The following is a 25639-nucleotide window of genomic DNA, read 5'->3' as shown; positions in this document are numbered from 1 at the left end:
AGCTATATTATTGATTAAACCTTTAGTTTTCAAGATCTGAAGTATCTTCAAGTATGGGCTCTTGATCTACAATTGATCCATCTAAAACTTCCAATTCTTCAGCAGATTCCAACTCTTCTTTTAGTTCTAGTAATATATCATCTAATTCTCGGTTTTCTTCTTGAGGAACTTTATGTTGATTCACATAATCGATTTTACTCTTGATATCAATTTTCCAGCCGGTTAGTTTAGCTGCCAGTCGGACATTCTGTCCTTCTTTTCCAATAGCCAGCGATAACTGGTAATCATCGACAATAGCAATTGCTGTTTTATCTTCTTTATTTGCTATAATTTCGACCACTTTAGCGGGACTCAAGGCATTGGATAAATACTCTTCGATATTATCACTCCATTTAATCACATCGATTTTCTCGCCCTGGAGCTCATTGATAATATTCTGCACCCGAACCCCTTTTTGCCCCACACAGGAACCAACCGGATCAATGCTTGGGTCATTAGCTTTGACCGCTACCTTTGTTCTGGAACCTGCTTCTCTGGAAATGGATACAATATCGACAATGCCGTCGAATATTTCAGGAACTTCAGATTCAAACAAGCGTTTCACCAAGCCCGGATGGGTCCGGGATACATTTACCTGTGGACCCTTGGTTGTTTTCTTGACCATCAGCAGGTAAACTTTTAGTCGCTGATTCAGTGTATATTTCTCTCCGGTTGTCTGCTCTGAAGGCAGCATCACCGCCTCAAGTTTTCCAACCTCAACATAAACGATACTCTTTTCAATCCGTTTGATAATGCCAGTTAGTACTTCATCTTGTCGCTTGAGATAATCATCATAGATGATATTGCGCTCAGCTTCTTTAATTCGTTGAATGATAAGTTGTTTAGCATTTTGAGCGGCAATTCGTCCAAAATCTCTGGGTCTGACTTCTTTTCTGAAAAAATCACCAACAGCATAGTTGCTGTCAACTTCACGGGCTTTTTCCAAAGAAATCTGACTGTGATCATTTTCGGGAACTTCAACAATTTCTTTTAATGCAAATACCTGAATATCACCATTTTCCCGGTCAATATTAATCTCAACGTTATGGGAGTTACCATAATTTTTTTTGTATGCTGTGGTAATGGCAGCTTCAATTGCTTGAATTAGTTCTTCTTTATCAATCGATTTTTCTTCTTGAATTACATCCAGAGCACGTATAAACTCCTGATTCATATTGATTTTCTCCGCCTTCCGTATTATTCAGCTGATGGAAGAGGTTTGAAATTCAACTCATCCAACCGATTTGCTTTCGCGATTTTACTATTGTCCAGTGTCAGCATTTCACCTGTTTCCAATTCAAGGGTTAATTGCTCATTATTATATGATTTTAAGATCCCCTCGATGTCTTTTTTTCCATCTAGTGGGGCGAAAAGGTGGATGGCAATTTTCTTATTAAGATTTGCCAGAAAATGTTTTTCTTTTTTTAAAGGTCGATCCATACCTGGTGAAGATACTTCCAAAAAATAACTTTGTTCAATGGGATCCTTTTCGTCGAGCAATTCACTGATTTGTCGGCTGACTATTTCACAATCGTCTAATGAAATTCCATTTTCGGAATCAATAAAAAGGGTTAGACACCAGTCTTTTCCCTTTTTATCAAAAGTCAGATCTGTTAATTCATAACCAAGCGATTCTACCGCTGGTGCAGTTAATTCTTCCAAGAAGAACTCTTTCGATACTTTTTTCATACTTATTCCTTTTCATTTATTTTTATTCTAAATCATTTAGGGACGATTTTTTATATTTTTAATCATTATTGATGCCTACTCGAAAAATAGTTAAGAGTGGGTCTCCCCACTCTTAATGAAATACTATATAATTGAATAAACAATTAAATAAATCATATCCCGAAAAACACTTAAACTTCTAAAATTTCTGCTTCTTTTTCTTTTAGAATGGTTTCAATGTTTTTAATCTCGTCGTCCGTTACCTTCTGAATTTCTTTTTCACCTTGTTTTAAATCATCTTCGGTGATCAGTCCTTCTTTTTGACCGTCTTTCAATTCTTGAATGGCGTGTCTGCGGATATTTCGCATCGCAACCTTACACTCTTCACCGTATTTTTTTACCAGCTTAACAAGTTCTTTTCGCCGTTCTTCAGTTAATTGGGGAATTAGCAATCGAATGATCTTTCCATCATTTGAAGGATTAAAACCTAAATCTGACTTTAAAATACCTTTTTCAATAGCTGGGATAGCCGTAGCATCATAAGGTTGAACAACGATCATTCTCGCTTCAGGGGTACTTATATTTGCTAATTGATTTAAACCCGTGGGCGAACCATAATAATCTACCATTACCTTATCAAGAATCCGCGGATTTGCCCGTCCTGCCCGTAAGCTGCCAAGACTCTCATTAAGGTTTTTTAGTGCCTTATCCATTTTTTCATTTGCTGTTGCTTTAATCTCATTTACCATCTTCTACACCTCCTGAATAATTGTTCCGATTTTTTCGCCCATGATCGCACGTAAAATATTTTTCGGTTCATTTAAACCAAACACTAGAATAGGAATGTGATTATCCATACATAAGGAAGTTGCTGTCGAATCCATAACCTTCAGACCTTGATTAAGCACATCAATGTATGATAATTCAGAATAGCGTATTGCATCAGGGTTAACCAGCGGGTCAGAATCGTATACTGCATCTATGCTTTTCGCAAGAAGAATTATTTCAGCATCAATTTCAGCCGCTCTCAGTGCTGCGGTTGTGTCGGTTGTGAAAAAGGGATTTCCGGTGCCACAGGCAAAAATGACAACTCTTCTTTTTTCGAGATGACGAACTGCTTTTCTGCGGATATAAGGCTCTGCAATTTGCTTCATTTCGATAGCTGTCTGAACACGCACAGGTACTTCCATTTCTTCCAGAACATCTTGTAAACCAAGCGCATTAATGCAGGTGGCAAGCATTCCCATGTAGTCTGCGGTGGATTTATCCATACCTTCACCACTTCGTCCCCGCCAAAAATTACCGCCGCCCACAACAATGGCAATTTCAACTCCCAACTCAAAAACTTCTTTGATCTGGCAGCATATTGATTGTACCGTTGGAGTATCGATACCATGACCAGCGTTGCCTGCTAATGCTTCACCGCTTAATTTTATGATGACACGTTTGTATTTCGGTTCCAAAAAGACTCCCCCCTTCATTTTCTATATTATATCGTAACTGTCTACAATTTACAATCTTATCAACGGTAAAAAAAGAACACGAATGTGTTCTTTTTAAGCGTTTATGCGTTTAATTGCTTCGCTACTTCTTCGGCAAAATTTTCTTCTTTTTTCTCTAAACCTTCACCCATCTGGAATCGGGCAAATCGTCTGATTTTAACATTTTCGCCGATAGTCATGATTTGTTCCTTAACCAGATCTTCAATCGTCAGGTCCGGATTTTTAACAAAAGGTTGTTCCAAAAGACAGATTTCTTTATAATACTTACTGACACGACCTTCTACCATTTTATCAACGATCTTTTCTGGTTTACCTTCATTTAAAGCTTGAGCGCGAAGAATTTCTTTTTCTTTTTCAATTTCATCGCTAGGCACTTCTTCTTTGGTCACATATAGTGGGTTGGCAGCTGCAATGTGCATCGCTACGTCTTTAACAAAGGTTTTAAATCCTTCATTTTTTGCAACGAAATCAGTTTCGCAGTTCACTTCCACAAGAACGCCGATTTTTCCACCCATGTGAATATATGACTCAACGATACCTTCCGCGGCAACACGACCCGCTTTTTTGTTGGTTGCTGCCAGTCCTTTTTCTCTTAAAAAGATCATCGCGTCTTCGATATTTCCATCTGTTTCAACTAAGGCTTTTTTGCAGTCCATCATACCGGCACCGCTTTTAGCTCTTAATTCTTTTACTAATTTTGCGTCCACTTTTTTCCTCCTGATCGTAATTATAAATTATTCTACTTCGGTAACTACAGCAACTTCTTCAACAACTTCAACTTCGACGACAACTTCTTCGACAACTGGAGCTGCTACTGGCGCTACAACAATTTCTTCTTCGACTTGCTCGCCCTGACGTCCTTCAATAATTGCATCTGAAATAACAGAAAGGATTAAAGCAACTGCGCGGATCGCATCATCATTACCAGGAATGATGTAGTCAATTTCATCAGGATCACAGTTTGTATCGACAATTCCAATAATTGGAATACCTAGTTTTTTAGCTTCTGCGATAGCAATTCTTTCTTTTTTAGTATCAATAACAAAAATAGCTCCTGGAACACCCTTCATATCTTTGATGCCACCCAGGAATTTTTGTAATTTTTCACGTTGACGTTTTAGTTTAATAACTTCTTTTTTAGGTAGAAGTGCATAAGTACCATCTTCTTCCATTTGTTCGAGTTCATTTAATCGGTCAATTCGTTTGCTGATGGTACCAAAGTTTGTTAAGGTTCCACCTAACCACCGATGATTAACACAGTAGCTTCCACTGCGCTTTGCTTCTCGTTCAATACTGGTCTGAGCTTGTTTTTTTGTACCGACAAAAAGAATTTCTTCTCCGTTTTCAGCCAGCTCTTTGACAAAGTTATAAGCTTTTTCGATTCTCTTCACAGTTTGTTGTAAATCAATGATATAAATACCATTTCTTTCTGTGAAAATATACGGAGCCATTTTCGGATTCCATCGTCGTGTCTGGTGTCCAAAATGCACCCCTGCTTCTAATAATTGCTTCATTGAAACACATGCCATAATTTATTCCTCCTTGGTTTTTCCTCCATCCTCATCAATCAAGAACATCGACCTTAAAACAGGCACCTGATGTCTCTCAGAGAATGTGTGTAATACATACCCAAATATAATAGCACAATCATTCAAATTGAGCAAGTTTTATTTTGAGTAAGTTTTTTTATTCAAAGTAAATATTTTTGGTAATTTTCCCGTTTGTCAGATATATTGAACACACTTTCAACATAGTTCATGTCAATTTTAAAATCGTCCTGTTCATAATCTGAAGCATAGAAAGATATTTCTTCCAATAGTTTTTCCATAACCGTATGCAGTCGCCGGGCACCAATATTTTCATCATCTTCATTTTGAAGATAAGCAATCTTGGCAATATGTTTAACTGCGTCCTCCTCAAAAATAAGATTGACATCCTCTGTTCGTATGAGTTCCTGATATTGCTTAATTACTGAATTTTCAGTATGGGTTAGAATCTGGATAAAGTCTTCTTCTGTCAAGCTGTCAAGATGGACACTAATGGGAAAACGACCCTGAAGCTCAGGAATCATGTCTGATATCTTTGAAACATGAAAGGCCCCAGCCCCAATAAATAAAATAAAATCCGTTTTAATCGGACCATATTTTGTATTGACGGTGCTTCCCTCAACAATCGGTAGGATATCACGCTGGACGCCTTCTCTTGAAACATCCGGTCCATGATTATTACTATTTCCGATAATTTTGTCAATTTCGTCAATAAATATGATGCCATTCTGTTCGGCATCCTTGACACCCAATTCATTAACCTGATCCATATCGATAAGTTTCTGGGCTTCCTGATTGATCAGTATTTTTCGGGCCTCGGAAATTTTCACGTTCTTCTTCTTTTTCTTCTGGGGCATAAAATCACCCAGGATATCATTCATATTAAAAGACATACTATCATTGTTCATGCCCTGCATAACACCAATGGTCTTCGATCCATCGTCATCTACTTCAATTTCGATGATCTGGTCTTCTAACTGGCCCGCTTCTAATTCTTTTGACAAAGCTTCACGTTTTTCTTTTTTTGTTTTTTCCTTTTCGCCATCGACTTCCAATTCGGATTGTGTGGGTGCCGTAGATGGCGAAGGTTTCATAAAAATGTCAAAGGGTGTTTTTAAGGTTTCTTTAATTTTTTTTGAAGGAACCAGCGTATCAAGAATGATTTTATTGGCATTCTTTTGGGCTTCAGCATATACCTCTTTCATTTTTTCCTGTTGAACATTTCTGATCGATGTCGTGACAAGATCGCGAACCATGGATTCGACATCGCGACCGACATAGCCGACTTCGGTAAATTTTGTAGCTTCAACCTTGATAAACGGCGCTTTTACCAGTTTTGCCATTCTTCTGGCAATTTCTGTTTTCCCCACCCCGGTAGGTCCGATTAAGATAATATTCTTGGGCGTAAATTCATCAATCAGATCCATCGGCAGAAGTGATCGACGATAACGGTTTCTGATAGCTACTGCCACAGCTTTTTTAGCTGATTCCTGGCCAATAATATAGCGGTTTAATTCAGTAACAATTTTTTTAGGTGTTAATTCTTTCATAATCACTCTTCCGTTTCTATAATACTTCAACAGAAATATTATTATTTGTGAACACACATATTTCTGAGGCGATTTTCAGTGATTCATAAACCATTTCTTCGGCACAAAGATTTGAATGGTTTTTTAGCGCTCGAGCTGCCGCAAGGGCATAAGATCCGCCAGAACCGATAGCGGCCACATCATCATCTGGCTCAATGACTTCCCCATTTCCTGATAAGACCAGGGTTTCTGTTTCGTCCATAACAATTAACAGTGCTTCAAGCTTTCTGAGAATTTTGTCCGAACGCCATTCTTTTGCCAATTCTACTGCCGACCGTTTCAGATTGCCATTATACTGTTCGACCTTATGCTCAAATTTCTCACAGAGAGTGAATGCATCAGCAACTGAGCCGGCAAACCCCACTAAGATTTTATCATTGTAAATTCGTCTGATTTTTGTTGCTTTATTTTTCATAATTGTTTTTTCGCCCATGGTTACCTGACCATCTCCCGCAATGGCAACCTGACCGTTATGGCGTATTCCAACAATGGTTGTTGCATGAAACATATTATTTTCTCGCTTTCCTATTTAATCAAATCGGCTGCTATTGCCCCACTGGTGCTTTATACCCACAGTCTTTTTTATCGCAATAGATCGATTTTCGCTTACCCAAACCTTTTTGAAAAAGTGTTGATCCGCAAACCGGACATTTGTCTGGGATTGGTAAATCCCAATTCATATAGTCACAGTCCGGATAATTGCTACAGGAATAAAAAGTTCGTCCAGTTTTGGAGGTTCGTTTGACAATATCGCCTCCACAGACAGAACAAATGCCACCTGTTTTTTCGAAAAAAGGTTTCGTGTTTTTACATTCCGGAAAACCCGGACATGCTAGAAATCGCCCATATTTCCCTTTTTTTATAACCATCCGTCGTCCACATAATTCACAATCTTCATCAGATTCAGGGTCAGCGATTGTCACAGACTCGGCATTTTCCTGGGCGTTAGTCAGTTCCTTTTCAAAACTTTTATAAAAGTTTTTCAGGAGTTCAATCCAGTCTGTTTCCCCCTCCGAAACTAAATCAAGACGATCTTCCATTTCTGCCGTAAATGAAATATTTACCACATCACTAAAGTATTCTTTCATCAAATGGGTAACCGTAATGCCGAGTTCTGTCGGCTTAAAATGCTTATCTTCAACTTCCACATAATCACGATTTTTAATGGTAGCGATGGTAGGGGAATAGGTGCTAGGCCTACCAATTCCTTTTTCTTCTAATATTTTAACTAATGATGCCTCAGTGTAACGAGCTGGGGGCTTTGTAAATTTTTGTTCTCTAGAAGTCTTAAGTCGAATCAGGTCATCACCTGCGACTAATTCTGGCAAGATGCTATCATCATTCTTGCCAGCATTTTTACCAACCCGGGTAAATCCATCAAACTTTTGGGTTTCACCTTTTGTTTTAAAAATTAGATTACTACAGGCAACATCGACATCAGTCACATAATACTGGGCATCAGCCATTTGACTACAGAGCAGTCGTTCCCATATGAGTTTATATAGTCGATATTGATCAGATTCTAATGAATTTCGAGCTTGTTCTGGCGTTAACATAACCGATGATGGACGTATGGCTTCATGTGCGTCTTGTACATTTTTCTTTTTACTGACTTTTTTTTCATTACCTAAATAATCATCACCAAAATGCTGTCTGACATATTCTTTAGTCTCAGAAATCGCTTCATCCGCTATTCGGGTTGAATCAGTTCGTAAATAGGTAATCAGACCTGTCAATCCGCTGCCTTTTATGTCTACACCTTCATATAGTTGCTGAGCCAGACGCATGGTCCGTTGGGTTGTAAAACCAAGCACCTTGTATGCTTCCTGCTGAAGCGTACTGGTAGTAAAAGGCAGGGGTGGTTTTTGATAGCGCGTTCTCTTTTTGACGTTGCTAACTACACTTTCATTTTCTTCTACAACTTTTTCCAAACGGATAGCATCTTCGGCATTGGTGATGGTCTTCTTCTTACCGTCTTCGGAGTAAAATTTTGAAACAAATGATTTGTCATCATCGTGTTTTTTTAAGAGCAGCTCCAGATTCCAGTATTCCTCCGGAATAAATGCAGCGATTTCCTCTTCCCGATCGACGATAATCCGGGTGACAACTGATTGAACGCGACCGCCACTCAATCCCTTCTTGACCTTTTTCCATAAAAATGGACTAAGTGAATAACCAACCAATCGATCAAGGATCCGTCGCGCTTGCTGCGAATTAACTAGATCAATATCAATCGTTCTTTTGTTTTCAATGGCAGCATTGACAGCCTTCTTAGTAATTTCATGAAACTCAATCCGACATTTCGTATCTAAATCAATTTCAAGAAAATTAGCCATATGCCACGAAATAGCCTCCCCTTCACGATCAGGGTCAGTAGCAAGATAGACCAGATCTGCTTTTTTGGCAGCGGTTTTTAAACTTTTTAACAATTGGGCCTTGCCCCGTATTTTAATATACTCTGGTTTAAAATCTTCTTCTATATTAATACCAATCCGACTTTTGGGCAGGTCGATTACATGTCCCATAGTAGCTTCAACTTCAAATCCTTTTGGTAAATATTTTTTAATCGTTTTAGCTTTTGCCGGTGACTCAACGATAACTAAGGTTTTACTCATTGACTACCTCCTTCTTTCTTAATATTGTGATGTGTATTCTCTAAAATAGCCATATTATAGCAAATAATTCTACTATATACAAAACCTATGCATTCGAATATAACCCATTGTCCTTAAATTAACACAATATTTCCATATTTTATCAGAATAATTTCTTCTATTTCCATCATCGTCAATACACTATTCACGCGGTTGACCGGTAAATCTGAACAAGCTACCAGCGCATCAATCGTCTGATACCCTTTTTTAATAAGGTCTAGAATCAACTGCTCCTCAGGCGTTGCCATTGTTAATCCTGACGACTGGTTATTGAAATTGTTTTTTTTCTCGGCTTGATCAAAAACAATGTAATCCTCGAGAATATCATTCGGCTCAGTAACGAGTTTTGCCCCCTCTTTGAGTAACTGATTTCCACCTGCCCAACTCGTTCCACAGATCTCCCCTGGAATCACATAGATGTTTTTACCTTGCTCTAAAGCATGGTTGACTGTAATCAATGAGCCACTTTTCTTTCTGGCTTCAATCACCAGTATGCCCTGAGAAAGCCCGCTGATGATCCGATTGCGCTGCGGAAAATGGTAAGGTAGTGGCTTCTCGCCTAAATTAAACTCTGAAATAACGAGCGCTTTCTCTGCCATTAGCTCAAAGAGTTTTTTGTTAACCCGAGGATAGCAGATATCGATACCAGTGCCTAATACCCCGATGGTGCTCCCCAGTTCATTGACACTGCTCCAATGACTCTTACCATCAATACCAGTGGCTAAACCGCTGACGATTGTAACGCCACGGGATGAAAGCGACGAAGCGAATAATTTGGCGTATTTTTCACCTGCGACAGTGGGATTCCGGGAGCCGATAATCCCAATCGATAATGGGGCATTCAATAAGGATAGATCGCCCCTGGCATACAGGCCTAAAGGTGGCATATAAAGATTCAACAGCGATTCCGGAAATCCCGGATGACAACGTGGAATTAGCACAATGTTGTTTTTCTTCATATATGACAAATCGTGCTTGGCTTTTTCGAGCGTTCTGATCTGACAAAAATAATCTACCGTCTTCTGGTCCACGATTCGTGTCTTTAAAAGAATTTCAGGGCTTAATGAAAAAATTACTTCAGGAGATGTAAATTGTTCCAGTAGCATATTTTTTTGTTTGATAGACAGTTTTTCAACACCCATAAACCATAGCCAATAAATTAAATCTTCCACGACTCACATTTCCCTTCAAATTAGTTATTCTTTATACTACCACAATTATGATGACAAATAAAACCCTTAACAAACAAAAAACGGCACTGGAGATCAGATCTCAGCGCCGGGTTCTAAAGTTTAATTTTTTTGATTACTCAATCACTTTTAAATTTGTATCAATGTTCTTAGTAACATCTTCTCCAAACCATTTCATTGATATCTCAGTTAGTTTTCCATTTTGTCTTAAGGTGTCTAAAGCTGTGTTTAATTGTTCGTTGAATGCAGTATCCGCTTTTCGAACAGTAATACCGATTGGTTCATTTGACAAAACATCAGAGGAAATAGCGTAGATCTCAGGTTTTAAAGTGGTGTAAAACTGAGCAACACTAATATCTGTCATAATATTATCAATCTGTTTTCCTTCAAGAGCAGCGAAGGCATCAAGCATCGCATCATATTTATTCACAGTATATTCTACATTTTCCTGGGTTTTTAAAGCTTCGGCCGCATAATCGGCAGTGGTTTCAATTTGAACACCAACCGTTTTTCCGGCCAAATCTTTTGGCGTTTCAGCTGGGGTTGCATCCTTGCGTGATACAATTACAATCCCATTGGTAAGATAAGGGTCGGTCATATTAAATCCCGCTAGTCGTTCGTCAGTAATACTGGTCCCCGATAAAACAATGTCATACTGGTTTGCATTAAGACCATTGAAAATTCCATCCCATGCAGTTGGAATCCACTCGATTTCGACCCCAAGTTCATCAGCTAAAGCTTGGCCCAGGTCAATATCGAAGCCGACAAGCTCATTATTTTCATCTCGGAACTCCAGGGGTAAATACATATCGTTTGTTCCGGCGGTCAAAACCCCATCAGCCAATGGATCTTCAGTGTTGGCAGAGTTACTTCCACATCCCGATAAAAACAGTGAAATTCCTAATACAATTGCAATCAGTACATAACTTTTTCTTTTCATTTATTCCTCCTGTAGTATAAACTTTGTCTTTCATTATATTTGGCAACGTATGAAAATTCAAGTATTATTTATTCAAACAAATTAACAGATGGATTCCTGTTTAGTGGATGAGCCCAACTGTTTATTCGTTTTGTTATTTTATTATCGCATTTATCATTCCCGATTTCCTGGTATTAAAAGGACGGACGCTGAGGCGTGACGGACGATATTATGACTGACACTGCCTAAAAATATCTCTTTGATAAACCCCCGTCCCTGAGTTCCCATAACGATCAAAGGAATTTTTTCTTCATTGAGTAGTTTAATGATTTCTGAAGTAGGGGATCCGAAACGTATTTGTATATCAACGCTAACGTTATTCAGCGTCAACAGCTCATCCTTAAGCTTTTGAAGACGATCATGATCAATTTCGTTAAACTCAACCAAGCGATGCAAAAGATAGGGGTTAATTTTCGATTCATCTTGGATATGGAATATCGTTACTTTTTTAAGACCGTTTCTTACCATCTCCTTGACTTGTTCAAATGCGACATCGGCATTTTTAGAAAAATCTGTGGGAAACAAAACATGGCGTATCAGGTTAAAATTGTCCTCCGGTGTTTGCTTTCCATTATTATCACGAATGACCAAAATTGGCTTTACGGCACCATATAAAATATTATACGCAATTCCCCCCAAAAACAGGGAACTGACAATTGAGTGCTTCTCGGCACCAACAACGATCAAAGAATATTGATCTTCCTCCGCAATCTGATTGATTTCATGCTTGATATTACCGGAAATAATCTGTGTTTTAACGGTAAATCCCTGTTCAATTAAAATCGCTGATTGTTGCTTTAGATTTTCATCAAAGATCGATCTTAAATAGGAATTAACACCGGCGTCAACATCCTGAGGGTTAAAACATTGTAAGAGCAAACATTCCTTTGCACCAAGAGACCTCAAACTTCGAATAAACTCCACCATTTCTGAAGATGCATTAGAAACCTCAGAAACAACAATTATTTTATCAAACATATCAACCCTCCATAATTAAAAAATAATCCACCACGCAAATAACTTTATTATCTTTATAACCTTTTTGGAGTTGGTTAAACGATTTTTTATATTTTGATCATTGAAAGCACTTTGATTGTAAAATAAAACCTGATGTAAACATCAGGCTGTTGGTTTGTTTCAATCGGTAAATGATCTTATCGTTCGGTACCAATAAAAAACAGGGCGACTGTCCCCGGGCCGCAATGGGCACCAATGACTGGTTCAATCAGGTGAACCAGAATATCTTCTGTACCAAATTTCTGTTTTATTTTATCAGCCAGATAGAGGGCATCTTCCAGACAATCCCCGTGAGAAATATAAATGGTCTGTCTTTTGGGATCAATGGCGGTTTTTTCCATCTGTTCCAAAAGCACACGAAGAGAATTCTTTCGGCCCCGTACCTTAGATATCGGAATCAAGCGACCATAATCATCCATGTGCATGACCGGTTTAATGCTGAGCACCGTCCCCATGATTGCACTTGAGGCTGACACTCGTCCCCCACGCATCAAAAAAAATAAATCGTCCACAGTAAACCAGTGACAAAGATGCAATCGGTTCTCAATGAGCCAATTATAAACCGAATCAATTGACTGTCCGTCTTCTCGAAGTTTTGCGGCATGGGTTACTAACAGGCCCTCACCAAGGGATGCACCCAGGGTATCGACCGACAAAATTTTAGCATTCGGATACTCTTTTTTCATTTCCTCCAGCACCTGACTACCAGTTTGATAGGTTGCACTGAGGGCAGATGAAAACCCGATATAAAGAAGATCGCTACCTTGGCTGAGAATACGCTCAAATAAATCGCGACAGGTGCCTGAACTCATGCAAGAGGTTGTGATGACTTCTTTATTTCTCATCCGTTTATAAAAATCCGTTAAGTCCGTTCGTTGCCCTTTAACGTAACTCTCATATTCTTCTTCACCGATTCGGTATAAAAGGGATAATATATGCAGGTTATATTGATTGATTAATTCATCTGGCAAATTAGCAGAAGAGTCCGTTACAATTTCAAAACTCATTACTTCAACTCCTTTTTTTAGCGTTGACACCATACTAATACAGAATCAGCGACAAATCAAGCAGAAGCGGTTATTTATATTCCTAAATTTTAATTTGATTCTATACCAAGCAATTATTTAATCACACCTGTATATTTTTATTTTAGTACCTGATTATTCTCGTCTAGCATAAACTTATTAAGCGTTTCCAGATCATCTTCTTCAGCTTTGATCAGCTGCAATGAATTATTCATATTTAGTGTCAACTGAACGAGGTTTTCCCGGTGATTTTTTATAAATTCATTTGAATTTAATGCCTGAATTCTAGCTGCACATTTCTGACTGGCAGTTTTTATGTGCTCATTTAAAGCATCTACCGTATCAGCCAGTTTATTTTTCTCTGCTACTAAATGATTGTTTTCAGTCATTAGTACACTTCTCTCCCGAAGAATATCGTCGTACTGACTTTGTAAGATAGATTTAGCTTCCTGTTTTTGCTCAACAAAAGCGCTTCCCAAATCATTCCCAGTCAGATTTTCTTTTACATAAGTTTCAAGCTCATTATTCAACTCACGCACCATTGTTTTCAATTGATCTAATTGAGCCTTCATTTCCTGGCTTTCCTGTTCATAACTTAGGTATTCCTCAAGTTGCTTTTGTGATTCTCTGGGATCTGTATTGAAAGGTTCAGATTGCTGCGGGTTTTGATTGACGCTCAGTTCACTGATTAACTGACTCAATTCCACATTTTCTCTTTTTAGTTCGTCAATCTGATTTGACATTTCACTTTTTGAACTTTTGCAGAGATTATACATTTCGCCATATTGATCACGCTCCTGTTTTAACATCGTTATCATGGCTGCATATTCTTCAAGCCGATTATTGAAGGATTCCTCAGCACTGCTTAAATTTTCACTTAAATTGTCAATATACTCCGTTACTTGCTTCTTATTGTATCCGCCCATTTCTTTTCCAAAAGATAATTTAGTTTTCGATTTTACGGACTTATCTCTGAGTTCATCTAAGGTTAGTTGTTCGGATTTTTTTGCCATGATTCATCATACCTTTCTAAATTACTGTTTGACAACGAGACGCTGATTGATTTCTAATGAATAGTGCTTACAGGAACCAGACTTCAGCTCCAAGATCCAATATGCTTTTTTGATATGGGGACTAACTTTTCCCGGGTTCATTTCCTGTTCCATATGCAGTATATCTCCGTCCTTTGACAGAAATATCACATCAATCGGAAATTTCATTCCAAAGGTATGAACCTGATTGCATTTTTTTAGTAGCAGTCCCTGGTTTTCAGCCAATCCCGCTGTTCTTAATAAACCGATCAATCGGGTAATAAAACGATCCGCTACTTTCACCTCATCACATAACACCTTATCATTATTTAAAATGCTACAATTTTTCATCTATTATACCCTTTAAGCAAACTGTTTAACAAGCTGTAAAATCGTAGGTCCCAAAAGAACGATAAACAAAACCGGGAGCACGAAAAATACCAGTGGAATCATCATTTTTACCGGTGCTTTCATTGCTTTTTCTTCGGCGCGTTGCCTTCTTTTTATCCGCAATTCTTCCGACTGGGCCTTGAGTACATGATTAATCGGGATCCCTAATTGTTCAGCCTGAATAATTGAGCCCACAAAGGTCTTTAATTCTTCAACCGAATTACGATCAGCCAGACTCTTTAGCGCATCTTTTCGCGGCTTTCCAAAGTTGATTTCGGTATGGACAATATTTAACTCCACCACCAGTACCCCACTTAAACGTTCACCAATTTTAATTAAGGCTGAATCAAAACCCAGCCCAGCTTCCATGGTGACACATAAAATATCCATTATATCCGGTAATTCGTTAGAAATGGCACCTTGACGTTTCTTAATTTTGAGTTTTAAAAAAATCACCGGTAAAACGACCCCTAACAGCATACTAACAAAAACAAATAACAATTCGTTTGCGATATTCCAGCGGGTAAATAAGGTCACAATAAACGCCCCAATAAAAAAGCCTCCAAAAACGACAATCCGAATGGCATTATATTCATTAACGGCAAGTTGCAAACCGGCAAGCTTCAGGTTTGTTTCCGTTTTTTTATTAGTTGCACCGCTTTTTTGGGGAAATAGTGATGATATTTTCTTGATTAGCGATTGATAGACCGGCAGAATAACCCGTTGAAAAAAAGGCTTCTCAAACTCATCATCGAAATCATTTTTAGTTCTTTTTTTAATCGAATTTAGTCTTTTCTTTTTGGTATCAGCGATGCTTGCTTTATTATAAAAAATAATCAGAATCAGCACAAAAAGCAGGGCCGAAACGCTTATTGCTAAAAACATCATTGAATGCCACCTCATTTCAATCATAATTTTATCATTTGACTTAATGCTTAGAATTTGATATTGACAATTTTTCGGATTAACAGGTACCCGATCAGCTCCAGAACCATGGCAACGATAACCATCGCGATACCAAGATTGGATTCAAAGAATATGGTCACATAATCAGGATTGAAAAGCATAAAGACCAGAATAATCACCACCGGCATTAAGCCAACCACAAGACCGGAGGTTCTGGCTGTGGCAGTCAGTACTTTTATCTCATTTTTTATTTTAAACCGCTCCTTGATGGTACCCGAAATATTTGTCAAGATTTCCGAAAGATTACCCCCGGTTTGGCGCTGAATAAGAATCGCTGAAACAATCATCATAAAGTTCTGGCTGCCTATTTTATCTGACAGCCGGGTTAAAGCGGTTTCAATCGAGCTTCCCAACTTTAATTCCTTGACAACCCGGCCAAATTCTTCCGAAATCGGATTTGGCATTTCCGTTGAAATACTGACCAGGGCCTGTTGAAAAGTGAGTCCGGCCTTCAAACAACTGCTCATAATGCTGATGGCATCAATTAGCTGCTGTTCAAACAATTCGACCCGTTTCGCTCTTTTTTTGTTGACATATAAGGGTGGGGCTAATAATCCAAAAACCAATACGATAATTACAAAAATGATATTAGCACCCAGCATAAACAGCAGGGTTGAGGGAACAACGGTCAAGACAAGCCAGAATAGCAGAAATTCTGATGGCCTGATCAGAATTCCCGACATCGACAAGTCGTTTCCCAGTTTTTTAAGAACCTTGTGTTTGGACTTGTCGCGATTTCTTTTAACTTTTTTCAAATTTTCTAAATCTGAATTTCCCTCGCTTGTCATTGCCTCAAATCGCTTTTGCATCTGACGCTGATCGGCAGATATGGCGTACAGTAACAGCAATACCAGAAAGAAAATTGTGATCATAATTAGCAAGGTGACTATTATCGCATTCATTGTATTACCTCGTTAACGTTTCTTTATTCAATAAACCAGTCATCGTTGATCATGACACCATTGTGAGCAATTTTTTCTAAGCATCGGGGTTTTATTCCCATGCTCTTAAACCGGCCCTTAAATTTTCCATCGGTGTCCAATTGTCCTGTCATTTCATAGCTGAAAATGTCCTGCATGACAATTACATCCCCCTCTAATCCAGTGACTTCGGTAATATTGACTACCTTTCGGGTTCCATCGCGGAGCCGCGATTGCTGGATAATGATGTCAATGGCCGAGGTTGTCTGATCCCGGATTGCCCGTAAGGGCAGATCCATTCCTGACATTAAAACCATGGTCTCAATACGCGACAGCGAATCCCGCGGGGTGTTCGCATGGATCGTGGTCAGGGAACCATCATGCCCGGTGTTCATAGCCTGAAGCATATCAATTGTTTCCGCTGATCGGACTTCCCCAACAATGATTCGGTCCGGCCGCATTCGGAGGGCATTAACAACCAATTCCCGAATCGATATCTTGCCTCTTCCTTCCAGGTTGGAGGGGCGGCTTTCTAGCGTGATGACATGATCCTGGATCAACCGCAGTTCAGCCGAGTCTTCAATGGTGATAATCCGTTCGTTATCAGGGATAAAACTGGATAGAACATTCAGCATCGTTGTTTTCCCGCTGCCGGTTCCGCCCGAAACAATGATATTCAGTTTGCCTTTGACACAGGCTTCCAAAAACGATAACATTTTTTTTGAGATCGAACCATAACCCAGCAATTGATCGGTGGTGATCGGTTTTTTTGAGAATTTTCGAATTGTGATGACTGGTCCCACCAACGAAAGCGGCGGAATCACCACATTTACCCGGGAACCGTCTTGCAGCCGGGCATCTACCATCGGGCTTGATTCATCAATGTGCCGGCCCACCGACGAGACAATCCGGTCAATGACATTCATAACATGCTGATTGTCTTTAAAAACGACCTGAGAAAGCTGAATCTTACCATTTTTTTCAATGTACACCCGATTATATCCGTTAACCATAATTTCGGTAATGTCAGGATCATTTAAAAGAACCTCAAGCGGGCCATAACCAATAATCTCATTAAGTAATTCTTCCGTAATGCGGCTGCGATCGAGCCGGTTGACATTCTCCGCTTCAACGGTCATGACATTTTCCAGGATTCTTAATATTTCAATGGCATTTTCTTTGCCGACCTTTTCAACCTTGTTACTGTTGATTTCATTAATCACTTCCTGATGAACTCTGTTCTTCAGATCCTGATGAATGTCAACATGAAAAACTTCCTGTTTTCCTTCTTCCTGGGCCTTGTCTTTTTCTCCCAGCCGTTGTTGTTCCATTCTTTCCAAAAGTCCCATTTTTTACCTCATCTATTGATTCTTATTAACTGACCCGATGGTCAATGGTATTAACGACATAATTAGCAAGTTTTTTAAGATCTTTGCCGACTTCTGATTTTGGCGCGTCCAAAACAATCGGAATTCCCTTGTTATGAGCGGTCGTCGCCGTCTTAAAATCAAAAGTAATGGTATTTTTAACCGACTCATTTAAAACCCGTTGCATATCTTTTAAACTGATCAGTCCCTTTGTTAGACGGTTGATCACTAATTCTGTTTTTTCTTTCTGCTGCAGCGACTCAAGAATATTGAGGGTGATTTTGGTATTGCGCAAAGTTGAGATATCCTGAACCGAAATCAATAGGATCAGGTTTGAATTCTCAAAAGCAGTCATGGTAATGTCACTAAACACCGGGGCTGTATCAATTAGAATATAATCATAAAAGGGTCGCATCGTGCTGATCATGGTTTCGATATTTTTTGGCGTCACATATTCGGCATACTCTGGACTCTTTGGTGCGCAGATAATGCTGACCCCCGAAAAATGCAAAGCCATCATCCGCTTAATGGCATCAATGTCCCCGGCATCATTACCCTGGGATAATTCAGAAATAGTATCCTTCGGGTCAATATCAAAATAAACATTGACATCCCCAAATTGAAGATCGGCATCAATAATTGCTACTTTCTTGCCCATTTTTGCCAGTGAGACAGCTAAATTTACCGTGAGCGTCGTTCTGCCAATCCCGCCTTTCGCACCAAATACCGTGATGATCCGGGATTGCATGTTATTTGATGCGGCAATATCAGAATTTTCCATCCGGGATTTTTCCATGTAATGGGCTAATTCAATATTTTCTGCCAATGTCTCGGTATCAATCGGGAACTGCAGTACTTTTCTTATGCCAGCCAGCATGACTTTTTCAATCATACTCACATCAAAACTGTCACATAACAGGATTACTGCACAACCGGGAATTTTAATATAGATCTTTTCAGCCAAATTAATGGCCGCTTTGTAGTCGTTCTCGCACTGAATAATCATCACATGGGGTTTTAAACTAATAGATTTTTCCAGAGCATTTTCATCCAACTTTGAAAACCCGATAAATGCGAGCGTGTCGTTTCGTAGCAGGCTCTTAATTTCATAGATCCGATTGTCATTGTTTCCGACAATCATTACTTTTATCTTTTCCATCGGTTCACCCCATTTCATTCTTTAACTATTTAGCAATTTCTCGGTCGGTTTATTAAAATGTTACGGCATAAAGGGTCGCGGGCCTAAAATTGTGCTGTCAACTGGAGATCTTAGAACCAGGCGATATTTAGGCGTTTGATCAATTGATAGCGCATAGGTTATTTTTTCTACGTCGCTTGCCGGAACAGAAACCGTAACCGAGGTGTACTCCCCGCCGCTATCGCCTGCACTGCTTGGTCCAATCTTCAAAATTTCAATGTTTTCGACGACATACTCAGAAACAATTGTTTTATCATTTTTTATCCAGATGGTAACAAGATCGACACGATCACCTTTTGTTAAATAACCACCCACACCCTTTTCTTCATCAACCAGGATCGTTATTCCCCGATAATTCGGTTCAATGGAATAAGACAAATTATTGTTTTCCTGGTTGGTATCGCTTAACCGAGTTGTCAGAATCTGTTCATTGGCTTCAATGTTTTCTTTGGTAATCCGGCCTAAAACATCTTCCAGATTGGCAATTGCCAATTGATGCACCATCTCAATCGGGATCTCTGCGGTTTTTAGCATTTCTTTTTCAATAACGGTGCCTTTGGGAATCGTCTTTATCGCTAAAACAACCGATTGAGTTTCCTGGTTCTTTCCTTTTTCCAGCGAAGTAGCAAACTGAAAAACGGCAAATCCGGTAATCAATGATACAATCAAGGCGATTATGATGAGTTTTTTCATAAATTTCTCCATTCGACTGATTAATGCTTTATATTAATATATACCCATAATTTAATTAATAATTATTCTGACAGGATCAAATTATATAATCCAAAATCTCCTTCTGTGCCTTCCCCGACATTGCTTCCCGAAGAGGCGCCATTTGATACCATATTTAAGAATGATCCAGTAATATAACCATCATTCGTCTGGTTTTCCAGAAGAAATGCGGCAAACCCTTCCACCACCACTGTTTTTTTATCGACGCCAAAGGAATAAACGGGAACCTTGACAATTCTCGGACAAGACGGCTCAAAGTTCTCTGTGGTACAGCCATCACCGCCACTGAGAGCGCCAAAATGGGTACAGGATGCATACCGTTCCTCAAAGCCCTGATAGGTGGGACCCACCATATTTCCACTTTCTTCCAACAGCACGTCACCCACGCTGATTTCGCCGGCATAACCCTGGGTAATCCAGATTCGATAGTCGCTGGCTCCGCCCCCTTGTCCATCAAGATCCAGGGCACCAAAGAATGAGGTTGAGCCGCTTTGGATGCCATATTTTAAGGTAACATGAGTCAGGTTGTTGCTGGCAATTCGGGCATCCATTTCTTCTTTGGTCAAACCAATGGGGGCAACCCCACTGGTTCGGATGACCGGGGAAAGTTTTGCGACCGCACTTCTTGAGAGGTCAAGATAGTCAATCCCAAATATTTTGGCAAAATACATGGGGACAGTGTTATCAACGGTTACCCGTATTTCCGTGTATTGGCCATTGCTGATTTTACCTAAAACAATATCGTCTTGCGTTAAATCTTCAAATCCATTCAGGCTGGCATAATCAACGGCACTATTTTTTATTTGATTGACCTTTACAGTATTACCGGTTTCAATGGGTAGCAACCGTCCAGCTGAATACACCGCAGCATCGGCTGCTTTTTGCTGTTCTCCGGTGCTTAAATAAGCCAATCCCAGATCGATCACCAATGCCAATATTCCAAATATAAAAACCATCGATACGGCTACAATAATCAATGCGTCGCCATGTTCTTCATTTTCTATCCTTTTAAAAGGTCGGTATTTATTGAAAACTTCGATTAATTTTTTCATTTACTCTACCTTCATGGTACAGGATGAAGAAAGATTCATGGTTTCACCCTGGACGAAAACACCGACAATTGGTGTTAGTATAGCAATATCATCGCTAATCTCAATTACCACATCTCCAAGACGAGGGTTTGAGACATTCGTAAAAGTAATGTCGATATCAACTGTACTGGCAATGTTCTCCGGAGCAATCGTCCGGATATGCTCTTCAATTGCTGTTTTACTGGTTGAATTAACGATCGCATAGCGTGCACCCTCTCGGGAGGCATAATCAATACTATTCTGGTTCATAAACAACCAACCAAAATCGATGATTCCACACAAAATCATAATCAAAATTGGCAAGGTTAATGCAAGCTCAACAATGGCCTGTCCGTCTTCTTTTTTTATTTTTTTGATTATGTTTGCAAACATTTTCCCTCCCCGATCATTTATAAAAATGATCTTATTATTAAGTCCTTTTGAACCCAACCTATGTCAATTGTTGAATTCATTAAAAAAGGCATATTGATTACGTCTGACAGAAATCTCTACTCTGACGTTGCCAATATGCCACTAGTTTCTTCACCGCAAACGCAATAACTACCAATAGATTTTATAATGCTAATTGTGTTCCAATATCCGTAAAGAATTGGCCAATTTGTGGTCCTAATAACCAGATAGCAGCAATGGCTGCCAAGGCGATCCCGGCAATGATTAATCCATATTCAACCAAACCCTGTCCATCTTCTTCTCTCATCATGTTTGTAAACAAATTTTTCATTTTAGTTCTCCTTTTAATTTTTTTGTGTTCGTTTTGTCAGTTGTGTGCACTATTGATTTTTCTAAAGTGCTAACTGAGTTCCAATATCGGTAAAGAATTGACCAATCTGTGGTCCTAACAACCAAATTGCGGCAATAGCGGCTAATGCGATCCCGGCAATGATTAATCCATATTCAACCAAACCCTGTCCATCTTCTTCTTTCATCATTCGTACAAATACGCTTTTCATTTTATTCTCTCCTTTTAATATATTATTTATTAGTCTAACTAATAAGTGCTATCATGCTGCTAATTGAGTGCCGATGTCAGTAAACATTTGGCCGATTTGCGGCCCTAATAACCAGATGGCAGCAATAGCAGCTAGTGCGATCCCCGTTATGATTAGTCCATATTCAACCAGCCCCTGTCCGTCCTCTGTTCTAATTATCCTTGACAATGCGTTTTTCATTTCTTTTTTCTCCCTTAATAATTGTTGATTAAATCTCGTAATCGTTAACATTTATTTTCAATCTCTAAAATAACATTCCAAATTCAAATAGATGATCGTTTGCATTTAAAAGATTTATAACTAAAACTGAGACAAAACCGGATGCCATAAACGGTCCCAAGGCAACCTTTGATTTTAAATTGCCTTTTCTTCTGATAATCAGATAAATTGTGTAGATCATCAAAAAGAATGTCATAATCATAATTGCCGATATAATGCCATATACCCCTAAACAAAAACCAACTGCCGCTGCATATTTTACGTCTCCCCAACCAGCACCCTTTCCGATCATTGCCGGTAAGAAGAAAATAATAAAACCAATCACTAAACCAAAAATATTCATCCCGATACTTGTAATGGGTTGCCCTGTTATGACAAAGGCTCCGCCGACGAAGATGGTCATTAATACCAATTCGTTGGGGATTTTTTTTATGCTGATGTCTACTGCCGAAAGAATGATACAGATTGAAAAGAGCATCACATATTCCAGTGTTTTTGCTTCAAGTCCATTCAGTTTTACAAAGACTAACCAAACAAATGCATTCATTATCGCCCAAAAGATTGTTTTTGAAACACTGCCTGAAAATTGAGGGTGCTTCAGAATATTAACTCTTTGCTTGATCAAGTATACAGAAGATTTTTCCATCAAAGCGCCAACGACAGCTCCGGTTAATAAAACCAGTACAGTTATTGCAAATTGGTTCATCAGCTCACCTCCAGTAATTTTTGGTAATAAAAAAGCAACGATTTACGCGTTGCACTAAAGGCGAATTAAATACACCTAAAATCTGCAACTGGCTGTCATATAAAAAATTATTTAGACCCTATAGCTTTGCGTCCTCACCTTTCGGTAAGTTTGCCGAATATTAAATTGTCCAACAGGAGAAAACTAGAATAAAAAAACAACGCTCTGACACGTTGCACTAAATACACCATATAATGATGTTATCTTGCAACTGGCTGTCATATAAAAAATTACTTAGACCCTAAAGCTTTGCGTCCTTACCTTTCGATAAGTTTGCTAAATATTCTATTGAGATCATGATAGTTCATTGTATTTGATATGTCAAGAGAATTATTTGCTATATTTTAAATACTGAGCATATAAAGAGTAATATTTTGCACAATATTTTTTATTTGTCATACTAAACATAAAGATACGAATTCATTATGTTCGTCGATGTTTCTCAACATTCATTCGATTATCCCTAAATTATGTTGTATCTAATTGTTATATAATTATCAATATTATCTTTTATTATGATAATCTAATATTATTGCCATTCTTTAGAAATGTTAATTTTTAATGCTGCAAATACTTAAGCCATCGAAAAAAAAACACGCTAACCTCAGAGATGATTTTATAGTTATAATTTTTACATAAATACATTTGTTCGCCTTGTTGTATTCCCTCTGAAAAATACTTAATAAATAATTAAGTATTTGACACAGAAAGCAGACTGTGTTACATTTTGATTATGTTAGCAATAACTAACATATATTTAAACTGGAGGTTATCTTATGAGCATTGTTATCATTGGCGGAAATGATCGTATGATTTATCAATATAAAGACCTATGTAAAGAGTATAACTGCCGTGCCAAGGTATTCACTCAAATGCAGGGTGCCCTGAAAAAGAAAATCGGAGTTCCTGATCTAATCGTATTATTTACTGGAACCGTCTCTCATAAAATGGTTAACTGTGCGACCTTTGAAGCGAAAAGACTTAACTTGCCGCTCGCTCGATCGCATACAAGTAGCTTATCTGCATTACGTAGCATTTTAGATGAGCACTGTTCTGTGTGCGAAAAACGGGACAAGTGCCATTTAAAAACGATATCCCGCGGAGTGTAACAATGAGTACTTTTGAGGAAGAAATTATCCGACACTGCTCTCCAACTCTAGCTGGAATCAAAACTGGGAATTTATTTAGCTATTCTTTCGATGATCACGATCAGTTGATTAATCAAATCATCAATTGGAACAATACTTTGAATACTCGTGGAGTTTATTTTGAACGATTAAAAACCAATCGAAATCGTGTTCTTCTGTACGTCTACCGTAAAAATAGACTTAACTGTGACCTCTCATGTCCCAAAGTCGAACGTTTTTTAAACAAAATTGGCTATCCAACAGGGGATCTTGAATCGTGTTTGGCATTTTTATCAGAACGCATTCACGACTCAGCAGATTTCCCCCATGAAATTGGCTTGTTCTTGAGCTATCCTTTTGAAGATGTAGAAGGCTTTATCCAAAACGAAGGAAAAAACTGTAAACATTGCGGTTACTGGAAAGTCTATTGTAATGCGAACGAAAAAATTAAACTTTTCAGCAAATATAAAAAATGCGCGACAAAATATTATCAATGCCTTCTCAAGGGATCTTCGATCATACGTTTAACAGTAGCCGCGTAAGAATTTCTTAGACATTTTGACTTATTTTAGGCAATAGGTTTAAGTGATTTTTCTTCTTTATTGATTACGACAGCTTCTTTGGGACTTAAGCATTTCGGAATACAATATTTCTTAATTAATTCATAATCAAAAATATAGTAATAGAGCGTATCTTCAATCAGCTCCCACAATGATTATTTAATTCCGAATAATCTCAATTTTATAACCATCCGGATCAGTTATAAAATAATAACGGGGTTTCCCATCGCCACTCAGTCCTTTTAGCGGTGTTGGCTTATAGCCCTTTGCTTCGTGAGTTGCAAAAGACGCCTCAAGATCATCAACGAGCACCGCTAAATGACCATAGGCCGTCCCCAAATCATAAGGGAGTGCTTGCCCATAGTTAAAGGTCAGTTCCAACTGATGGCTGTTAGAATGGCCATCCCCTAAAAACACCAAGGTGAATTCATAAGTTGGTTCGTCCCGTCGCTTCACTTCCTCAAATCCTAGTGCTTCTTTGTAAAACGCTAAAGATCGTTCCAAATCCAATACCCGAATCATCGTATGTGCCATTTTGTAATTTCCCATAATAGTCTCCTTATAACTTAATTTATTTCTATATCACTTTCTGTATCACTTTGAGATATCTGTCCATATCGTCATCCTTCTTCCGTTGCATTTAGATACTTTTCAGGCTCCAGAATCGCTTGTCATAACATTTCTACGCTAAACATTTAGTGGTGCTCACCGGCACATCCTTCGGTACCTTCGAAATTTCTAAGCAACGGCAAGGTCCGTTTCTTCATCAATTCCAGGACTTCCCAACCGGAATGACCGGCTCCAAGAAACCGGGTCAAGCAAGCGTCAGCCAAAAGATCAAAGGCCGATTGACTTTTGAAGTTACCAGTGATAATTCCTTCACAGTTCAAATCAATGATTCTTTGAGCCAGCTGCTCTGCTGTTAAATCCTCAATTTTTTCAATTGACTCGATCGCAGTCTCTGACCGTCGGACCACCAATAAATACTGGCTGGTATCAAATTCAGAAGCAACCGATGACTCCAGTTCTTTTCCATTCATAGTCATTGCAATTTTCATATTTATCTCCAATCTTTTTAATTTGTTAACGTTTTT

30 protein-coding genes and 2 riboswitches are annotated in these 25639 nt (G+C 38.7%); of the genes, 2 read left to right on the top strand and 28 right to left on the bottom strand.

The window, feature by feature from the left end; translation table 11 throughout:
* Positions 1-22 precede the first annotated feature (22 nt).
* From nusA to ACIZ62_RS09160, 26 genes are all read right to left on the bottom strand, one after another.
* Positions 23-1213 (bottom strand): transcription termination factor NusA, encoded by a 1191-nt coding sequence (gene nusA / locus ACIZ62_RS09285; protein WP_111886938.1) that lies wholly within the window; start codon positions 1211-1213, stop codon positions 23-25.
* A 23-nt stretch (positions 1214-1236) separates the two neighbouring features.
* Positions 1237-1728 (bottom strand): ribosome maturation factor RimP, encoded by a 492-nt coding sequence (rimP, locus tag ACIZ62_RS09280; RefSeq protein WP_111886939.1) that lies wholly within the window; start codon positions 1726-1728, stop codon positions 1237-1239.
* A gap of 170 nt (positions 1729-1898) precedes the next feature.
* A complete protein-coding gene (frr, locus tag ACIZ62_RS09275) occupies positions 1899-2456 on the bottom strand; it encodes a ribosome recycling factor (protein WP_111886940.1) in 558 nt (185 codons plus the stop codon).
* 3 nt (positions 2457-2459) lie between these two features.
* On the bottom strand, positions 2460-3188 hold the full coding sequence (pyrH, locus tag ACIZ62_RS09270) for a UMP kinase (RefSeq protein WP_111886941.1): 729 nt from the start codon (positions 3186-3188) through the stop codon (positions 2460-2462).
* 83 nt (positions 3189-3271) lie between these two features.
* Positions 3272-3916 carry a translation elongation factor Ts gene (gene tsf / locus ACIZ62_RS09265; RefSeq protein WP_111886942.1) on the bottom strand — a complete coding sequence of 215 codons (645 nt, stop codon included), beginning with the start codon at positions 3914-3916 and terminating at the stop codon, positions 3272-3274.
* Positions 3917-3943: 27 nt separating this feature from the next.
* Complete coding sequence (gene rpsB / locus ACIZ62_RS09260; protein WP_111886943.1) at positions 3944-4738, bottom strand: 30S ribosomal protein S2; 795 nt, start codon at positions 4736-4738, stop codon at positions 3944-3946.
* 161 nt (positions 4739-4899) lie between these two features.
* Complete coding sequence (gene hslU, locus ACIZ62_RS09255) at positions 4900-6306, bottom strand: ATP-dependent protease ATPase subunit HslU (RefSeq protein WP_111886944.1); 1407 nt, start codon at positions 6304-6306, stop codon at positions 4900-4902.
* A gap of 16 nt (positions 6307-6322) precedes the next feature.
* Complete coding sequence (gene hslV / locus ACIZ62_RS09250) at positions 6323-6853, bottom strand: ATP-dependent protease subunit HslV (RefSeq protein WP_111886945.1); 531 nt, start codon at positions 6851-6853, stop codon at positions 6323-6325.
* 37 nt (positions 6854-6890) lie between these two features.
* On the bottom strand, positions 6891-8960 hold the full coding sequence (gene topA, locus ACIZ62_RS09245; protein ID WP_111886946.1) for a type I DNA topoisomerase: 2070 nt from the start codon (positions 8958-8960) through the stop codon (positions 6891-6893).
* 113 nt (positions 8961-9073) lie between these two features.
* Entirely contained in the window at positions 9074-10171 is a 1098-nt protein-coding gene (dprA, locus tag ACIZ62_RS09240; protein ID WP_111886947.1) for a DNA-processing protein DprA, read from the bottom strand.
* Positions 10172-10304: 133 nt separating this feature from the next.
* Positions 10305-11129, bottom strand: coding sequence for a substrate-binding periplasmic protein (locus ACIZ62_RS09235; RefSeq protein ID WP_111886948.1), 825 nt, complete (start codon positions 11127-11129; stop codon positions 10305-10307).
* A gap of 153 nt (positions 11130-11282) precedes the next feature.
* On the bottom strand, positions 11283-12146 hold the full coding sequence (locus tag ACIZ62_RS09230; protein WP_111886949.1) for a universal stress protein: 864 nt from the start codon (positions 12144-12146) through the stop codon (positions 11283-11285).
* A gap of 176 nt (positions 12147-12322) precedes the next feature.
* Complete coding sequence (locus tag ACIZ62_RS09225; protein WP_111886950.1) at positions 12323-13192, bottom strand: DegV family protein; 870 nt, start codon at positions 13190-13192, stop codon at positions 12323-12325.
* Between the two features lie 137 nt (positions 13193-13329).
* On the bottom strand, positions 13330-14223 hold the full coding sequence (locus tag ACIZ62_RS09220; RefSeq protein ID WP_111886951.1) for a hypothetical protein: 894 nt from the start codon (positions 14221-14223) through the stop codon (positions 13330-13332).
* Positions 14224-14244: 21 nt separating this feature from the next.
* Entirely contained in the window at positions 14245-14592 is a 348-nt protein-coding gene (locus ACIZ62_RS09215; RefSeq protein ID WP_111886952.1) for a DUF192 domain-containing protein, read from the bottom strand.
* Positions 14593-14604: 12 nt separating this feature from the next.
* Positions 14605-15519, bottom strand: coding sequence for a type II secretion system F family protein (locus ACIZ62_RS09210; protein WP_162624394.1), 915 nt, complete (start codon positions 15517-15519; stop codon positions 14605-14607).
* Positions 15520-15566: 47 nt separating this feature from the next.
* Complete coding sequence (locus tag ACIZ62_RS09205; RefSeq protein ID WP_111886954.1) at positions 15567-16499, bottom strand: type II secretion system F family protein; 933 nt, start codon at positions 16497-16499, stop codon at positions 15567-15569.
* Between the two features lie 23 nt (positions 16500-16522).
* On the bottom strand, positions 16523-17866 hold the full coding sequence (locus tag ACIZ62_RS09200; protein WP_111886955.1) for a CpaF family protein: 1344 nt from the start codon (positions 17864-17866) through the stop codon (positions 16523-16525).
* A gap of 25 nt (positions 17867-17891) precedes the next feature.
* A complete protein-coding gene (locus tag ACIZ62_RS09195; protein ID WP_305781828.1) occupies positions 17892-19043 on the bottom strand; it encodes an AAA family ATPase in 1152 nt (383 codons plus the stop codon).
* A gap of 60 nt (positions 19044-19103) precedes the next feature.
* On the bottom strand, positions 19104-19775 hold the full coding sequence (gene cpaB / locus ACIZ62_RS09190) for a Flp pilus assembly protein CpaB (RefSeq protein ID WP_414151811.1): 672 nt from the start codon (positions 19773-19775) through the stop codon (positions 19104-19106).
* Between the two features lie 62 nt (positions 19776-19837).
* The gene (locus ACIZ62_RS09185) at positions 19838-20866 is read right to left on the bottom strand and encodes a pilus assembly protein TadG-related protein (RefSeq protein WP_414151810.1); all 1029 of its coding nucleotides are present in this window, start codon (positions 20864-20866) and stop codon (positions 19838-19840) included.
* Positions 20867-21277: a TadE/TadG family type IV pilus assembly protein gene (locus ACIZ62_RS09180; protein ID WP_111886959.1), complete on the bottom strand. Its 411-nt coding sequence runs from the start codon at positions 21275-21277 to the stop codon at positions 20867-20869. It lies immediately after the preceding gene.
* Between the two features lie 181 nt (positions 21278-21458).
* Positions 21459-21626, bottom strand: a complete 168-nt coding sequence (locus ACIZ62_RS09175; RefSeq protein WP_111886960.1) for a Flp family type IVb pilin — start codon at positions 21624-21626, stop codon at positions 21459-21461.
* A 61-nt stretch (positions 21627-21687) separates the two neighbouring features.
* Positions 21688-21855, bottom strand: coding sequence for a Flp family type IVb pilin (locus ACIZ62_RS09170; protein ID WP_111886961.1), 168 nt, complete (start codon positions 21853-21855; stop codon positions 21688-21690).
* A 51-nt stretch (positions 21856-21906) separates the two neighbouring features.
* On the bottom strand, positions 21907-22074 hold the full coding sequence (locus ACIZ62_RS09165) for a Flp family type IVb pilin (RefSeq protein WP_111889664.1): 168 nt from the start codon (positions 22072-22074) through the stop codon (positions 21907-21909).
* Positions 22075-22138: 64 nt separating this feature from the next.
* Positions 22139-22819: a prepilin peptidase gene (locus tag ACIZ62_RS09160; protein ID WP_414151809.1), complete on the bottom strand. Its 681-nt coding sequence runs from the start codon at positions 22817-22819 to the stop codon at positions 22139-22141.
* Between the two features lie 80 nt (positions 22820-22899).
* A riboswitch (cyclic di-GMP riboswitch) is annotated at positions 22900-22984 on the bottom strand.
* Positions 22985-23061: 77 nt separating this feature from the next.
* A riboswitch (cyclic di-GMP riboswitch) is annotated at positions 23062-23146 on the bottom strand.
* A 488-nt stretch (positions 23147-23634) separates the two neighbouring features.
* Here ACIZ62_RS09160 and ACIZ62_RS09155 point away from each other — a divergent pair.
* Both ACIZ62_RS09155 and ACIZ62_RS09150 read left to right on the top strand, forming a co-directional pair.
* Entirely contained in the window at positions 23635-23967 is a 333-nt protein-coding gene (locus tag ACIZ62_RS09155; protein WP_111886964.1) for a DUF2325 domain-containing protein, read from the top strand.
* A gap of 2 nt (positions 23968-23969) precedes the next feature.
* Complete coding sequence (locus tag ACIZ62_RS09150) at positions 23970-24527, top strand: DUF3793 family protein (protein WP_414151808.1); 558 nt, start codon at positions 23970-23972, stop codon at positions 24525-24527.
* Between the two features lie 177 nt (positions 24528-24704).
* Here ACIZ62_RS09150 and ACIZ62_RS09145 read toward each other — a convergent pair whose 3' ends face one another.
* Together ACIZ62_RS09145 and ACIZ62_RS09140 are read right to left on the bottom strand one after the other, a co-directional pair.
* The gene (locus ACIZ62_RS09145; protein WP_414151807.1) at positions 24705-25094 is read right to left on the bottom strand and encodes a VOC family protein; all 390 of its coding nucleotides are present in this window, start codon (positions 25092-25094) and stop codon (positions 24705-24707) included.
* Positions 25095-25240: 146 nt separating this feature from the next.
* Entirely contained in the window at positions 25241-25603 is a 363-nt protein-coding gene (locus tag ACIZ62_RS09140) for a NifB/NifX family molybdenum-iron cluster-binding protein (protein ID WP_111886967.1), read from the bottom strand.
* Positions 25604-25639: the final 36 nt, after the last annotated feature.

This window comes from Acetobacterium carbinolicum (assembly GCF_047456275.1).
Lineage (GTDB): Bacteria > Bacillota > Clostridia > Eubacteriales > Eubacteriaceae > Acetobacterium > Acetobacterium carbinolicum.
Note: the sequence above shows the minus strand (reverse complement) of the source record. Positions and strands in the feature narration are given on the sequence as shown.